General features: G+C 58.0%; 11 protein-coding genes. All 11 read left to right on the top strand.

From position 1 onward, the window contains the following. Positions 1-64: 64 nt before the first annotated feature. Entirely contained in the window at positions 65-1387 is a 1323-nt protein-coding gene (locus ACVILL_RS00055; RefSeq protein ID WP_456727256.1) for a glycosyltransferase, read from the top strand. A gap of 78 nt (positions 1388-1465) precedes the next feature. Beyond that, positions 1466-3409: a glycosyltransferase gene (locus ACVILL_RS00050; RefSeq protein ID WP_456727255.1), complete on the top strand. Its 1944-nt coding sequence runs from the start codon at positions 1466-1468 to the stop codon at positions 3407-3409. A 49-nt stretch (positions 3410-3458) separates the two neighbouring features. Then, positions 3459-4850 (top strand): glycosyltransferase family 4 protein, encoded by a 1392-nt coding sequence (locus ACVILL_RS00045; protein WP_456727254.1) that lies wholly within the window; start codon positions 3459-3461, stop codon positions 4848-4850. Positions 4851-4861: 11 nt separating this feature from the next. Next, positions 4862-6319, top strand: coding sequence for a glycosyltransferase (locus ACVILL_RS00040; protein ID WP_456727253.1), 1458 nt, complete (start codon positions 4862-4864; stop codon positions 6317-6319). A gap of 25 nt (positions 6320-6344) precedes the next feature. Beyond that, positions 6345-7913, top strand: a complete 1569-nt coding sequence (locus ACVILL_RS00035) for a glycosyltransferase family 4 protein (RefSeq protein WP_456727252.1) — start codon at positions 6345-6347, stop codon at positions 7911-7913. Continuing rightward, positions 7906-9084: a glycosyltransferase gene (locus ACVILL_RS00030; protein WP_456727251.1), complete on the top strand. Its 1179-nt coding sequence runs from the start codon at positions 7906-7908 to the stop codon at positions 9082-9084. Before ACVILL_RS00035 ends, ACVILL_RS00030 begins: the two co-directional genes overlap by 8 nt. Before the next feature lie 6 nt (positions 9085-9090). After that, the gene (asnB, locus tag ACVILL_RS00025) at positions 9091-10953 is read left to right on the top strand and encodes an asparagine synthase (glutamine-hydrolyzing) (protein WP_456727250.1); all 1863 of its coding nucleotides are present in this window, start codon (positions 9091-9093) and stop codon (positions 10951-10953) included. 23 nt (positions 10954-10976) lie between these two features. Continuing rightward, the gene (locus ACVILL_RS00020; protein WP_456727249.1) at positions 10977-12101 is read left to right on the top strand and encodes a class I SAM-dependent methyltransferase; all 1125 of its coding nucleotides are present in this window, start codon (positions 10977-10979) and stop codon (positions 12099-12101) included. Positions 12102-12108: 7 nt separating this feature from the next. Continuing rightward, entirely contained in the window at positions 12109-13023 is a 915-nt protein-coding gene (locus ACVILL_RS00015; RefSeq protein ID WP_456727248.1) for an NAD-dependent epimerase/dehydratase family protein, read from the top strand. Positions 13024-13027: 4 nt separating this feature from the next. Then, positions 13028-14077 carry a non-hydrolyzing UDP-N-acetylglucosamine 2-epimerase gene (gene wecB / locus ACVILL_RS00010; protein ID WP_456727247.1) on the top strand — a complete coding sequence of 350 codons (1050 nt, stop codon included), beginning with the start codon at positions 13028-13030 and terminating at the stop codon, positions 14075-14077. A 192-nt stretch (positions 14078-14269) separates the two neighbouring features. Continuing rightward, positions 14270-15574: a nucleotide sugar dehydrogenase gene (locus ACVILL_RS00005; RefSeq protein ID WP_456727246.1), complete on the top strand. Its 1305-nt coding sequence runs from the start codon at positions 14270-14272 to the stop codon at positions 15572-15574. The last annotated feature ends 242 nt before the right edge of the window (positions 15575-15816 follow it).

Genomic DNA, 15816 nt, shown 5'->3' with positions numbered 1-15816 from the left:
CCGAAAGAATCCCAATTTTCGAGCAGCTGTTTCTGCGCTTTCTCCAGCACGATCGAGGCGGCGCGTGGATCGGGCGGTTATTGAGAACGTGAACCGGGTTGTCGCCGAGAAGGACTATACGCTTCTGACCTCTCTGCTGGATGCGCTACGACCATTTCTAAATCCCGATCAGAGTCCCGATGCGTGCGACTTTTGGGATGCTCTCGTGGCTGATTGTCGCGCGATCGCCGAGGGGCGCTTGGTGAAAGGTGAGATGAATTCTCTTTGGGGCATTACGCCGATCGTCAGTCTGCGGGAGTGCGTTGCTGCAGACCGTGCTTTAGGTTCGAACGCCTGTTCGCTCGTGTTCACCACGTACCATATTTCTTCGGACTTTGATTTCGTATTATCGGAACTTCAGGCGCGCCTTGTAGCTGAAGGTGGCCAGGATTGGGTCCAGTTTCGATGGCTGATGTTGATTTGGGCCATTGTCAATTTTGATATTTTTCATCTGTACAACGATCGCGGCATCATCGAGCCGGCCGGCGGCTATGGAAGCCCTCGCTTTGGAATTGCTGTGCGCGAGATGGAAATATATCGCCGAGCTGGGAAGCGGCTCTATACCTACGCATACGGTGCCGACCACAGAACGCGCGAGAAAACCCTGGCTCTTGGAAAATGGAGTTTCTGTTCCGAATGTCCTGATCCGGGCGTCTATTGTGTCTGCGACGATGCCGGCGGCGCTGCCATGTTGCAAGTTATCAGAGAGTACTCGACTGCCGTGGTTGCGCACGGACTGGCCATGAAGCTTATTCCGGGCGCTCGGAATGTACCGTATCTGGCTGTCGATGCTGATCGTTTTCATCCCGGACGGTCCCGGTCTCAAAGTAAAGGAAAACTGGTCGTGGGCCACTTTCCGAACCATGGCTATTTCAAGGGAACTAAATATCTAGAAGGCGCAATCCGATCGTTGCGGGCGGAAGGTCATGCGGTTGAGTTGCTGCAACTAAGCGGAAAGCCGCACAACGAGATACTGGAGGCGATGCAGACGATCGACGTTCTTGTAGACCAGCTCGTCAGTGGATCCTTTGGCTTGACTGCCATTGAAGCAATGGCATCGGGTTGTCCCGTCATCTGCTATTTGCACGACGGAGTAGCGGTCGCCGATCGTGAAAGGTGCCCAGTAATTGAGGCGGATCCAGATACGATCAAGGACGTGTTGTATCAGCTGATCTCGGACCGCACACGGCTTTCGAAAGCCGGAGCCGCCGGCCCTCAATATGTCAGGAGGAATTACTCGGTGGAGGCGCTCGGCACGCATCTGGCGGAGCTATATTTGGCGACTGCAGATTTGCCGGAGCCGCTAAGAACAAAAATCACCGAAAGCGCTAGGTCACTGAATTCGTGAGGCCGCTAAAGCGATCCCGGCTGGATAGTTCGAACTGGTTTTGCGCGCTCGCGACCAGTGCACGGAGCTCCTGAACCAGTGTCGATTCCCGACGTAGAGACCGGCTTCGAGAGTCACGTGAGTCAGGCTAGCTCAACACAAGCGATTGAGGCTGAAAACGCGCGCGCGTTGCGATTGATCGACGACTTTCATCGAAGAATGGGCCGACCGCTTCGAGTTCTTCACATCGGCAATATTGCCAATAATGCCTACAACAATGCCTGCATTCAGCGGAAGTTAGGCATCGAAGCAGATGTATTATGCTACAATTACTACCACATCATGGGATGTCCTGAGTGGGAGGATGGCGCGCTCCAAGAGGGGGCCTCGGCGCTTGGACAGAATCATTTCAAGCCGGATTGGTGGGCGACAAGCCTGAAAGGATGGAAGCGACCCCGTTGGTTTGTTCAGGGCCCATCCTCGCTCTGCATTGAGTACCTTCGCGCCAGGAACGCGGGTTGGAGAAAGACGGCATATTTGAAATGGCTCCAACTGGAGTTGACGGCTCTTCAGGATGCGCGTTCTGGCGACAATGCGAACTTGCTCGCCAAATTTGTTCCTAGACATTTGAGAGTGCTGCTTTGGCTCGGCGAGCCCGTTCGGTCGTATGGGAACAGGCAAGCCCTAAACCTTTATAGAATATGGCTAGGAACGTTCGTCGCCAATGGTGTGCTCGGGCGTGAGAGCAAGGCAGGTCGATCCGAGGCGAATTGGCTGGAACGAATTTCAGCTGCTGCATGGTTGAGGATTGGGCGCCGTGGTCCGCAGGCTAATGCGGAAGCTCGCGCCGAATTCGGTGCGTTACGGGAAGATGTTCGTCGGCTCCGCGCCGGCGGAATTCTGGCGATGCTGTCTTCATTTGCTCGTATGCTGCTCCGCCGCTCTCTGGCGCTCCTCGAGCGAGTAATGTCTAAGCTCATTCCGGTCTCGGAATCAGGCTGCGTGGCACGGTCGATGTCAAACCCCGTAACGCGCGCAAAGGAAATTGAGACGCTGCTCGACGAAATCATGAACGATCCCGTCGAGCTCGATGGTCCATCACTTCTGTATCGCGAGGAGTATGTAGCGCGGCATCCAAGGCCTTTCGGCGATATTCTCTCACACTATGACATCATCCAGGGATATGCCATTGACGGTCTGATACCGATGATGAATGGCGTCAAGAATTTCTGTTGCTACGAGCACGGAACGCTGCGCGAAATCCCGTTCGAGAATAATCTGGTCGGATTGGTTTGCCGAATCTCGTTTCAGCGCGCGCCCGCGGCGTTCGTAACCAACTCGGATGTGTTGCCTTCGGTCGAACGCTTGAGACTAAGGAAAGATCGCGTATTCTACCTTCCGCACGCGTTTGATAATCACAAGCTGCACACATTCCGCGAAGCCCACTTGGAACTAAGGTCCCCGACAAGCGGGCCTGTCACTTTCTTCAGTCCGTCGCGCCATCACTGGAAGCGCGGAAACTCGTCGTGGCAGAAGGGCAATGATGTCCTCATTCGCGCGGCGGCGGAGGTGGCGCGCGAACGAGCTGACTTTAGACTTGTATTCGTCGAATGGGGCCAAGAGGTAACCGACAGCAAGGAGTTGATCGAGGAATTGGGCCTGTCGAAGTTGGTTGAATGGGTCCCGACCATGTCGAAACGAGAGTTGTGGCAGCGCTATTGCGTGTCGCATGCAGTGGTTGACCAATTCGTTGTTCCAGCTCTCGGCGGTGTCGGTTTCGAGACGATGGCATTGGGTGTCCGATTGATCTCCGCCATCGATCGGCAACAGACGGCTTTATTTTTCGGTCAAGAGCCACCGTTGCTCGCGGCCAGTAACGTCGCTGAATGCGCCGCGCGAATGCGGGAAGTCATCCAGGATCCCCATGATTCCCAAGGCCGAGGTCCAGCTGCGTCTCAATGGATGTCGACGTTCCATTCCGCCGAAAGAATTGTTGCTCTCCAATGCAAGGCGTATGACAGCTTGCTGGAGGGGCAGTGGTGACGGCCCTCCTACAACGTCGATGCTGATCTCTTAGGGTTACCGCAGAACAATGCTCAAGCAGATATCGTCTTTCATCAAGAAATACCCTTTGGTTTTCCGCACATTGCGGCCGGTATTCTATTTTCTCCTCGATCTTCGGAATGAGTGGATCAAGCGGCTTGCGATTCGTCGCGCGCGGCCCGCGCAATCTTTGATCCCGAAGATGTATGCTGTGGGTGATAAGTCACGAAACACCCAGATTGGAAGATCTGCCGCGGGTCGTGAAGTAGTGATGCTTGTCGTTTCCGATCTGCGTGTGGACCCGAGAGTCGAAAGGGAAGCCCGTGCACTTGGCGCTGCCGGATATGACGTGACGGTGATATGCCCGGAGCCCTCGAAGGGCGCAGGAATAACCTTCAATCTTGATTGGGGGCCGCGCGTTCATATCGAATACGTCGATCCGACGGCGTCGGCATTCATCTACGAGCAGCCAGGTTACGTTGCGGATCAGCTTTACTTGGAAGCGGTGAAGAGAAAGCCGTTTGCCTTCCATGCGCATGATCTCTCCACGGCTTACGCTGCGATGGCAGCCGCAAGGTGTCGAGGCGCTCACGTTGTGGTAGATTTCCACGAGTGGTTCTCGGAGAATGTTCATTGGAATGCAAAACAGTCAGCCTGGGTACCGTATCCTTCCGATTGGAAGCGCGCCCTTCAGGAGATGGAAGTTCGCTGTCTTACGGAGGCGTCCGCCACTATCACCGTATGCGATTCAATTGCTGACGCAATGAAGGCGGAACTTGGCGGCCGCCGCTCCGTCGTGATTCGTAACATTCCCGACATTGCGGCTACACCTTCACGCGAGTATCCTCTGCTGAAGCAGCAATTGGGATTGCCCGAGTCGGCCTTCGTCCTACTGTGGCAAGGAGGAACTGGTCCGACGCGCCTGATTGAGCCAATCATTGAATCCCTCGCCTATGCGCCAGATTGCACGTTCGTCATACGAGGTCCTTCTCTGGATCTGTTTGGGCCGGACTATCTGGCACTAGCGCGACGCACGGGCGTAGAGGACAGGGTTGTGCTTGCACCGCCCGTTCCATCTAAGGACGTTGTTGCGGCGGCCCGGGGAGCGGACGCCGGGATTTGGACGCTGCCGGCCTTGTGTCGCAACTTTACCTTTGCGCTCCCCAACAAGATTTTCGAGTATCTGGCGGCCGATCTTCCCGTCCTTGTTGCGCGCTACCCCGAGGCGAAGCGTCTTGTTCTCGGGAACGAAGTGGGTTTGACGTTTGATCCCTATGATCCCCGTTCCATCGCGGAATCGATAAACCGCCTGACACGAGACGAGCACCTGCGAGCGACCTTCGTCGCCAACACGCGAAAGACTCTCGCGACGCTGGATGCAGAGTCAGAGTGGCAGAAAGTCGTTTCGCTCTATGACGGCCTAAGAAAACCCCGGACCTGAGGATCCATGCAATGAGTGATCGGCTGAGATCGCTCGCGCGGTTGGTGTTGCCGCGGAGCGTTCGATGGTGGATGCTCACGTTATGGTCGATAGCGAAATCGCCAGATCGAGCGGCAATAGTCCGCTACGGGCTGGTGGTGCTCAGGCGAAGACTGTTAAGCTTGGTCCGGCGCGGTGCGGACGCACTTTCGCGCGGCATTCTAAGGATCGCGATCTACATTGCTCCGGGATTTGGAACCGTGCGGCTGCGGAACGGACGACCCGGGACCTTGTGGGGCGTAACTCCGATTTTGACCCTGGAGCTCAAAGCCATGGCCGATCGGGTGCTTGGCTTTCGATCGACCTCCCTCGTCTACGTAACCTACGTCATAACGTCACGCTTCGATCTAAATCTCCATCGCCCCTACGTTCTGGCGCTCAGGTGTGGCTTAGGACCTGCGTTCCAGCGCGTGGTGCTCGCTTGGGCCTTGATCCGGTATGATGTGTTTCATTTTTTCGCCGACCGCGGGTTGCTCGATTCGGTGGACCGTTTGCAGATCAATCTTGAGGAGCTTGCCGCTCTGCGGCAGGCTGGAAAGCGCGTCTATATCTATGCGTACGGCGCCGACGTTCGCACCAAGCGCGCGACTCTGGCCCTTGGCAAGTGGAATTTCTGCGTCGACTGCACGGAGGCACCCAAATATTGCATTTGTCACGATGCAGAGGCTCAGCGCTATATTTCCGAACTGGCCAAGAATGTGACGGCCCTCGTCTCGCTTGGCGACATGCTGACCTATATGCCGACAGCAAAGCATATCAACTACTGGCCGCTGGATTTGGATCGGTTGAGTGCAGTTCGCCAGGACACGCTATCCGGTCCCCTTCGCATCGCTCACGCGCCAAATCACACGCACTTCAAGGGCTCGATGTACCTGGAGCGGACGATCGACAGGCTGAAGGCGCAAGGATACGATATCGAATATTGCAAGGTACAAGGCGTTCCCAACAGCCAGGTGCTTTCGCTTTTTGCGCAATCCGACATCGTGGCGGATCAGTTTATCGGCGGCGCTTACGGCTACACCGCGCTTGAGGCGATGGCGCTCGGCAAGCCGGTCCTGAGCTTCGTTAGAAGCGCGAATCTGGTCGAGGCGCCGGAGGAATGCCCGATCATCAATGCAACGCCGGACGATCTTGAGCAGGCATTGCTGTGGATCATCCGCAATCGGGATTGCCTCCGCGCGATCGGTGAACAAGGTCGGCGCTATGTCGAGCGGTGGCATAGCATATCGGCGGTCGCTGCGCGGCTGGGTCAGCTTTATCGGGACACGGCAAACTTTCCACCGGTCGTCGTCGATCGCATTTGCTCCGCGCAAGACCAGGAAGAAATCCGACGCAACGCCATTCCCGTCGTCAGCAACTGGCAGCATCCATTCCAGATCGCGAGGCAGCCTGATTCCGAGGGCCTCAATGCACTCGCAGGGACGCCTTGATGATCGGACGGCAAGGGTATCTCCGGTGACATCGGCCGACATGTCTTCGCTCCGGCCACAGCCACCGGGCTTCGATTGGCTTCAACATTTCCAGGAATCTCACGGCCGTGCTCTGCGCGTGCTGCACCTCGGCAATATCGCAAACAATGCGTTCAACAATGCCAGGATCCAACGCCAGCACGGCATCGACGCCTATGTCATCGCCCGTGAAAACTACCACGTCATGGCTTCCCCGGAATGGGAAGAGGCGACGTTTGACGGAGACCTCGGCGATCCATTCTTCCCGGACTGGACCAAGGTCGATCTTGGCGGTTACCAGCGGCCGGGATGGTTTGCGTCCGGGCCGCTCAATTTGTGCTGCTCGATGATTGCCGCCGAGGTTGATGGGCAGGCGGAACTGGCCGACGGATTTCGACACTCGCTGGATCGGGCCCGGCAGTCCGTGTGTCGGGAGACGGTGTCCGCCCGCGCGATCCGTCTTGGCCAGAAAACAAGACGAAGGATTCGTGTGTTGCTCGCGATGGCCCGCGATATCTTCATGCGGCACGTTCTGGCGCGAGATGCTGATCCGGGGCAAATGCGGCTTGTTGCGGTTTGGAGGCAGGGGGGTGCGCCGGCTTCTCCGCCAAGCGCCTGGGATTTTGCCAGCTATCGGTCGCGGCTCGCGCCGCTTATGAGTCTACTGGATCGGTTTGACGTGGTCCAAGCCTACGCAACCGATGGTGCTTGGCCGCTGCTCGCCCAGCGCCCCTATCTTGGATATGAGCATGGAACGTTGAGGGCGATTCCCTTTCAGGACGATAGCCTCGGGCGATTAACCGCCACCGTGTTCCTCGGAGCTGACCACGTCTTCGTCACCAATATCGATTGCGTTCCTGCCGCGCGACGGCTAGGCGTGCCGCCGGATCGGATTACTCCGCTTCCGCATGCGTTCGACGATGCGAAGCTCGTTGAATTCGGGGCCAGAAACAGCTCGATAAAGCCTCCCAACGACACAGTAGTTGTTTTTCATCCGACCCGGCACGACTGGCGGGACTCGGACCCTAGCCTGGTGAAGGGTAATGACCGGTTGATCCGAGCCTTTGCGGCCGTTGCGCAGCAGGCGCCTGCGTTGCGACTTGCAATGATTGCTTGGGGGCGTGACCTTGACGCCTCGCGAGAGCTCATACGGAGTCTGAATCTGGACAGCAAGGTGCAGTGGCTTGCGCCGATGCGCAAACCGGAGTTGTGGAGGACCTATCTTCGCAGCCATGCTGTGCTGGATCAGTTCGTTCTTCCATCGTTCGGCGGAATCACCTTCGAAGCTCTGGCGCTTGGAAGGCGCGTTATCACGAACGTAGATTCGGGCATGGCGAAAGAGTTCTTTTCGGAAGCGCCTCCCATCCTGTCGGCATCGACGGAGAGTGAGATTGCCGACGCGCTTCGCAAAATCGTGGCCGATCAGGACGACCGGCATGGACTGGGTGCGGCTGGAGCAGCCTGGATTCGGCAGTATCATTCCGCGGCGAGAATTGTCGAGTTGCAGTTGACGGCATATCGACGACACATCGAGGCTGTCGGCGAGAGCGGGGCTGAACACCACAGTGATGCATGAAAGCGAAGAGCGCGGACAGTCATATTCGCGCGACAAGATGAAAATCCTCCACGGCCCTTTCAATATCGGTAATCAGCCCTGGTCGCTCTCGCGTGCCGAGCGCAAGCGCGGAAACAGGAGTGACCTGGTCGTTCGAAGCGGGACCTGGTTTCGATACCCGGCCGACAAGGTTCTGTATGACGACACGACAAGCGACTTTCGGAAGGTGGCTCGAAGCGCATGGTTCGGATTGTCCGCGATCCTTCGGTACGACGTGCTTCACTACTATTTCGGGACGACATTCCTGTATCCGGGTTATGCGTTCGAGGGCGTAGGCCGGATGGGGCCGTTGCTGAATCGGCTCGTCACTGTGGATCTCCAATTGGCCAAGACGTTGGGCAAGAAGAGGTTCATGACGCTGCAGGGATGCGACGCAAGGCTTGCAGGGGAGGGCAATCGACGAAACGAGTGGACCATGTGCGCCAGCGGGCGCTGCTCCGCCTATGAAACCTGCGTCACGTCGCTGGATGCGCGCCGGTCCCGCTTGATTGATCGCGTACTTCCACTGTTTGACCGCGTGTTCTATCTCAATCCGGAATTGGGGCACGTGGTTCCGGGAGGACAATTCCTCCCCTACGCCAATGTCGAGATCGATAGCTTCTCGCCCGAGTATCCCTCCACCGAAGGTAAGCCGAGGATTGTCCATGCACCGAGTGATGCGAGTATCAAGGGCACGCAGATGATACTCGATGCGTTGGAGCGCCTGAAATCCCGGTTCGAGTTCGAGCTGATCTTGGTTGAAAAGAAGACGCATGAAGAGGCGATGGCGATCTACAGGTCGGCCGATCTTGCCATTGACCAGGTGCTCGCGGGTTGGTACGGCGGCTTTGCTGTCGAGATGATGGCTATGGGAAAGCCGGTGGCATGCTACATCAGGGAAAGCGACCTGCAGTTCGTCCCGCCGGCGATGCGGGATGATCTTGCTATCTTGAGCATCGATCCCGGGCGGCTCACGGAAGATCTCGCCGCTATTTTCGAGCGCAGAGCTGAGTGGACCGAGCTTGGGAAGCGATCTCGTCGCTATGTCGAGCGATGGCACGATCCCGACCATATTGCCGGGGCGATGATCGCAGCATATCGCAGCCCCGACAGTACGTTTGTGCTGGCGCCGGCGGGTGCCGAGGTCGGGTAGAGAAAGATGTGTGGCATCTCTGGCATTCTGCATTTCGGCACCTGTCCGGACGCGAACACGCGCATTCGAAGCATGGCGGCCAGTATCGAGCACCGCGGTCCCGATGACAGCGGCTTCCATGCCTCGCCAGACGTAGCATTAGGCTTTCGCCGGCTTGCAATCGTCGACTTGGCCACCGGCAACCAGCCGATGAGCAATGAGGATGGCACCGTATGGGTCGTCTTCAATGGCGAGATATACAATCACCGCGAGCTAAGAAAGGAGCTTGAGGCCGCCGGCCATGTGTTTGCGACAGATCACTCGGACACCGAGGTTCTGGTCCACGGCTGGGAGCAATGGAAGGACGGGCTGTTCAAGAGGCTGAACGGCATGTTCGCCTGCGCCATCTGGGACGAAAGCCAGCGAGAGCTGGTGATCGCCCGCGACCGATACGGAATCAAGCCAGTTTACGTCGCGGAGCTGCCCGGCAAGGGTCTCGTCTTTGGCTCGGAAGTGCGTGCGCTGTACGCGAGTGGACTGCTGAACAAGCAGTTCGATGCATCAGCGACCTTGGAGTACTTCACTCTCATGAACAATTGGGGAGGGCGCACGCCATTCCGGGGCGTCCGTCTCCTCAAGCCCGGCACTTTCGAACGATTTGCTGCGAGTGGAAGCTCCAGCGGTACTTATTGGTCGGCCTTCTACAACCGCAAATACTCGCCTGGGTTGGCGCGAGCTTCGGGCGAGTTCGGTGAAATAATGCAGGCGGCACTGCGGAGGCAGTTGGCCGCAGATGTGCCCGTCATGGCGTATCTGTCGGGTGGTATCGACAGTTCGGCAATCACGGCAGGTGCGCACCAGATCGATCCGGTCGTCCGGGCCTATTCGTGCATCTTCGACCTCGAAAATGTCGGTGTCGACAAATTCGTCGACGAGCGCGAGTTCTCCCGGGAGGTCGCAAAGCAGCTCAACATCGAGCGTGTCGAGCTCATGGTGCCGCAGGATGCCTTGGCCCATCATCTCGATGCGACGGTTGCAGCGATTGAATATCCTCGCATGGGAATGGCCTATGTGAACTATCTGATCGCGCAGCGGGTCTCTCAGGATGCCAAAGTCGTGCTGTCCGGAACGGGCGGTGACGAAGTCACCGGAGGGTATGTCGGCAGATATGCCATTGTACCGAGGGCCGCTCCGACTTCCCTGATGCGACGCGTCATGCAACGTCTTCGCGCTGGGGTGCGAGATCGGGCCGCTTTGGGCGATGCCTTTGCCGTCTACCGGGCGAGCCTTAGCGTCCCGATCTCGGCGGAGAAGATCAGGGATGCCTTTACGCCGGAATTTCTGCGGGCCGCAGCAGGTTTCGATCCGATCGCTGCGATCGGAGATGCGATCGAATCGGTTCCGTCGCGGGATCCATGGGACGTCGTCATGCACGTCGATATGACCACCTACCTTCCAGGTCTTCTGTCCTTGGAAGACAAGCTGTCCATGGCGCATTCTCTCGAGACCAGGGTGCCGCTTCTCGACAACGAACTGGTCGACTATCTGCTCGAACTGGACTGGGACCTGCTCTCTGACGGCTCTACGGGCAAGATCCTGTTTCGCGAGGCTGTCCGCCCGCTGGTACCCGACACGATTTACCGGAAACCGAAGATGGGCTTTGGTCCTCCGGACGCTTCTTGGTACAGAGGGATTCTCCGCTCATGGATCGAAGAGCAACTCTCGGAATTCCGCATTAAGCAGCGAGGCGTATTCCACTACGACTTCGTGCGTCGGATACTGAACGAGCATTTCGAAGAGAAGGCAAACCATGTTGCGTTGATCTGGTGTTTGCTCAGTTTCGAGTCTTGGTGCAAGCAACATGGCGCCTATGGCGGCGCCCTCCATTAGTTGCGGTTGTAGGAGCTAGATTTATGCGAACCGTTGCGTCTTCACGTCTTCGTCCGAACGGAATTGAGCTTGAGCTAGAGGCTTTCACGCAACAGGAAGGCCAGGTTATTGAGGGTGTCCTTCGAACGCCTGACGCGTCGCTGTGGTATCCGATCATGCACGGGGTTCCCTGCTTCCTGAGCGGCCCGATGCAGCCTGATTTGACCGAATTCTGCGCCCGGTACGGCTTGCCGAAGCCGGCGACCGCGCAGAGCCGGCCGGAAGCCCATGAACAGGCCAAGACGAACCAGACCTTCTCGGACAAATGGCGTCGCTTCAGGCAGTATGGGCTGCAACCCGAGCACAAGGAATTTCTGTTTGGTTGGTATTGCAAGAAGCTCGGGCTGCCCGATCTGGACGCCCTGAAAGCCTTCTACCGGTCCAAGCAGCGCGTGCTCGAGGTCGGTCCAGGCTCCGGCTTCAACACCCGGTTTATCGCGGAGAACTGCCCTGGCGAGGTGTTTGCGCTCGACGTTTCGGATGCGGCGTTGACGACGTTTGAGAACACCCGTGACCTCGAGAACTGCTCGGTCGTCCAGGCCGACCTGATGGAGGCTCCGTTCTCCGACGAAACGTTCGACTTCATCATTGCGGATGGAGTGCTGCATCACACGCCCAACACCAGATCGGCGGTGGAGGCCCTGTATCGAAAGGTCAGGCCTGGTGGCCAGTTCTTTTTCTATGTCTATCGGAAGATGGGAGCGGCGCGCGTATTTGCCGATGATCACATACGCCAGAATTTCATGCCGCTCTCCGCGGAGGAATGCTATGCGGCATGTGAGGGAATCACCGAACTCGGCAGAGAGCTGTCGCGGCTGAACGCCACGATCACGCTCGAGAAGCCAATTGCCGTGCTGGGAATCCCCGCAGGAACGCACAACGTTCAGCGTTTGCTGTACTACAACTTCCTGAAATGCTTCTGGAATGACGCATTCGATTATGAAACCAACAATATGGTCAATTTCGACTGGTATCATCCGCACAACGCTTGGCAGCATAGCGATGATGAGGTTGCGGGTTGGATGAAGGATCTCGGGGTCAAGAGCTATACTTTCAACGACTCCAATCCGAACGGGATCTCCGTTCTGCTGACAAAGCCAACGGTCTGACACAGGCATGCGGATATTATTGACGGGCTGTACCGGTTTCGTCGGCTCTGCTCTCGGCCCTCGGTTGGTGAGCGAGGGGCACGAGCTGTTCTGCGTTTGTCGGCCGGGAGTGTCGGTCGCCTTCGGAACGCATGTGGTTTGGGATGGAACGACGTCGATGGAAGCCGCCGGTTTCCCCAAGGCGATCGATGTTGTTGTTCATGCCGCGCAGTCGCGGCGCTACCGCAGTTTTCCTGCCGATTCGCGCGAAATGTTTGGCGTCAACGTCGGCATGACAATGCAGTTGCTCGATTGGGCGGCTCAGGCAGCGGTCAAGCACTTTTGTTTGCTTTCGTCGGGGGCGGTTTACGAGCCGTTTGGGGGAATACTAAGAGAGGAAGCTGGCTTGGCGCCTCCTGGCTTCCTCGGCGCCAGCAAGCTTGCGTCTGAAATTGTAGCGAAGCCCTTCGCCAGCATTTTTTCCTTGAGCATCCTGAGGTTGTTCTTTCCGTACGGTCCAGGTCAAGATGATCGCCTCATTCCGCAGCTGATACGCCGGATCCGGGATGGCGAAGCGATCCAGCTCTCCGGTGGCGAGGAGGGGATTCGTCTCGCTCCGACCTTCATAGACGACATAGTCGAGGTCATTCTCGCAAGTATTGCTTCGTCGTGGACGGACACGCTGAATGTAGCGACTTCCGAGTTGCTCTCAATCCGGCAGATCTCGAATATCATTGGTCAGCATCTCGGCCGCGAACCGAAATTCGAGGTTGTGAATGCCAACACTCCTCCCGTCGACATTGTTCCTGATCTGAGCCGCCTTGCATCTCGTCTGGAATTGCGGCGATTTGTGCCGTTCGAGGAAGGGCTCCACAAGACGATGACTGGCGGCTCTTTCGACGCGTCGGATCTCCGTCTCGCTGAATCTCAACATCGTTCGTGAAACCATGGCACTGAAGATTCTGACCATAGTTGGCGCCCGGCCGCAGTTCATCAAGGCTGCGGCTGTCAGTCGCGCGGTCCGCGAGACCGATGGGCTCTCGGAAGTGATGGTGCATACCGGGCAGCATTTCGATCCGAACATGTCCGACGTGTTCTTCGAAGAGCTGGATATTCCGAGGCCGCGACATCATCTCGATATCCATGGCGGCGGCCACGGCGACATGACGGGACGCATGCTGATGGCGATCGAGCCGATCCTGCTCCAGGAAAAGCCCGACTGGGTCGTCGTCTATGGTGACACCAATTCGACGCTTGCGGGTGCTCTCGCAGCGTCGAAGCTGCACATTCCGGTCGCGCATGTCGAAGCGGGGCTGCGATCATTCAACCGCCGCATGCCGGAGGAGATCAACCGGCTGGTAACTGACCATCTCTCCGCTCTGCACCTCTGTCCGACGGCAACTGCTGTCGCCAATCTCGCCGCCGAAGGCGTGACCACCGGCGTCCATCACGTCGGTGACGTCATGTATGATGCGACCTTGTTCGTGACCGGCAAGGCAGAGAAGAGCTCGACGATACTGACCAATCTCGGGCTCGCCCCGAAGACCTTTGCGCTCGCTACGATCCATCGCGCCGAGAATACGGGCGGTCGGCAGCAGCTTCTTGCGGTCGTGCAGTTCTTGCTGGATCAGTCGCGAAAGTTTCCCGTTGTGCTGCCCCTGCACCCACGCACGCGACAGGCGGCCTCGGCGATGGGAGTGAGTCTGGACGGCTTGAAGGTCATCGATCCCGTCGGTTACCTCGATATGGCGAAGCTTCTGCACAATGCCCTTGAAGTCTATACGGACTCGGGAGGGGTGCAAAAGGAGGCCTATTTCCATCGCGTGCCGTGCATCACGTTGCGCGACGAGACCGAGTGGACCGAGACGGTCACGCACGGATGGAACCGGCTCTGGAAGCAGACAACGCATGCCGTTCAGCGCGATATCGACGAGTATGGGACTGGTCGTGCCGCCTACGAAGTCACGCGCTTGTTGAGCTCCGGCGGCCCACGGTAGCTTTGCCGACCGACGCTGCGGTCGGGGCGCCGCAAGAGCAAATGGCAGTCCCGCTTGGTTTCGTGCCACGACGCCTGATGAGGCCTCCAGGGTGGCTTCCGGGGTTGTGGCTTTGCAACTATGGCGCTATCAGAGGCCGAATTGGATGCTTTTCAGGCCGGTTATCCGTAACAACCCCGTACGAGTGTTAAAATGAATTCCGAACTGATCGCGAAGCTCAACGAGAGAACGGCCAAGATCGGCATCGTCGGTTTGGGCTATGTCGGCCTGCCCTTGATGCTTCGCTATTGCGAAGTCGGCTACAAGGTGATCGGCTTTGATATCGACCAGATCAAGGTCGACGCGCTTCGCGCAGGCCACTCCTACATTGAGCATATTACGAGCGCCAGCATCCGCAATGCGACGGAGCTTGGGTTCGAGCCGACGACCGATTTCTCTCGTGCGCGCGAGGTCGATGCGCTCATTCTTTGCGTTCCGACGCCGCTCAACAAGTACCGCGAGCCCGATCTCAGCTTCGTGCTGGACACGACGGAATCGCTGCTGCCCTATCTGCATCGGGGAATGGTGCTGTCGCTCGAGAGCACGACCTATCCCGGCACGACCGAGGAGGAGCTGAAGCCGCGCATCGAAAAGTGCGGCCTCACCGTCGGCAGCGACATATTTCTCGTCTTCTCGCCGGAACGCGAAGATCCCGGCAATCAGAATTTCACGACCCGGTCGATTCCGAAGGTCTGTGGCGGCTGTACGCCCGCATGTCTCGAGGCCGGCATTGCCCTCTATCGCCAGGTGATCGACAAGGTCGTTCCGGTGAGCTCGACGCAGGCCGCCGAATTGACGAAGCTTCTCGAAAACATCCATCGTTCGGTGAACATCGGTCTCGTCAACGAGATGAAGATGGTCGCCGACAAGATGGGAATCGACATTCACGAGGTGATCCGCGCGGCGGCGACCAAGCCATTCGGGTTTGTCCCGTACTATCCCGGTCCCGGCATCGGCGGGCACTGCATTCCGATCGACCCGTTCTACCTGACCTGGAAGGCGCGGGAATACGGCATGCATACGCGCTTCATCGAGCTCGCCGGAGAGATCAATTCCTCGATGCCGGATTACGTGGTGTCGAAGATTTCGCTGGCGCTCAATCAGAGGCACAAGTCGATCAGCGGCAGCTCGGTCCTGGTTCTCGGCATCGCCTACAAGAAGAACGTCGATGACGTTCGGGAATCGCCGTCTGTGCTGCTGATGGAGAAGCTGCGCGATCTCGGCGCCAAGGTCGCCTACAGCGATCCGCACGTCGCCTCGTTCCCGAAGATGCGGGCGCATTCGTTCGATCTGTCGAGCGTCGCGCTCACCGAGGAAAACCTGCGGCGCTTCGATTGCGTCCTGCTCGCAACCGACCACGACAAGTTCGACTATCAGCTGCTCGGCGCGCACGCGCCGCTGCTGGTCGATTGCCGCGGAAAGTTTCCTCAGCCGGCGGACAATATCATTCGCGCGTAGACGATCGCGTCAGCGCTCCGCCTGCTCCTGCCGCCGCCGACCTGTCCGGGGGACAGGTCGGCGGCGGGAGGCGGCGCGGCGCGCCAGTCGGCGACTGTTGTCATCGATTTTCACTCACTGAGGTTGTCGTCGACGCAGGCGCCTGGTCGAACGCCGACCGCGGCGCGATGTACCAGAGCAGGAACAGCAGCCCGGTGCCGTTGGTCAGCAAGGCCGTCGAAAGCGGCACATTGAGGAGCACC

Source organism: Bradyrhizobium sp. USDA 3364, assembly GCF_054056355.1.
Note: the sequence above shows the minus strand (reverse complement) of the source record. Positions and strands in the feature narration are given on the sequence as shown.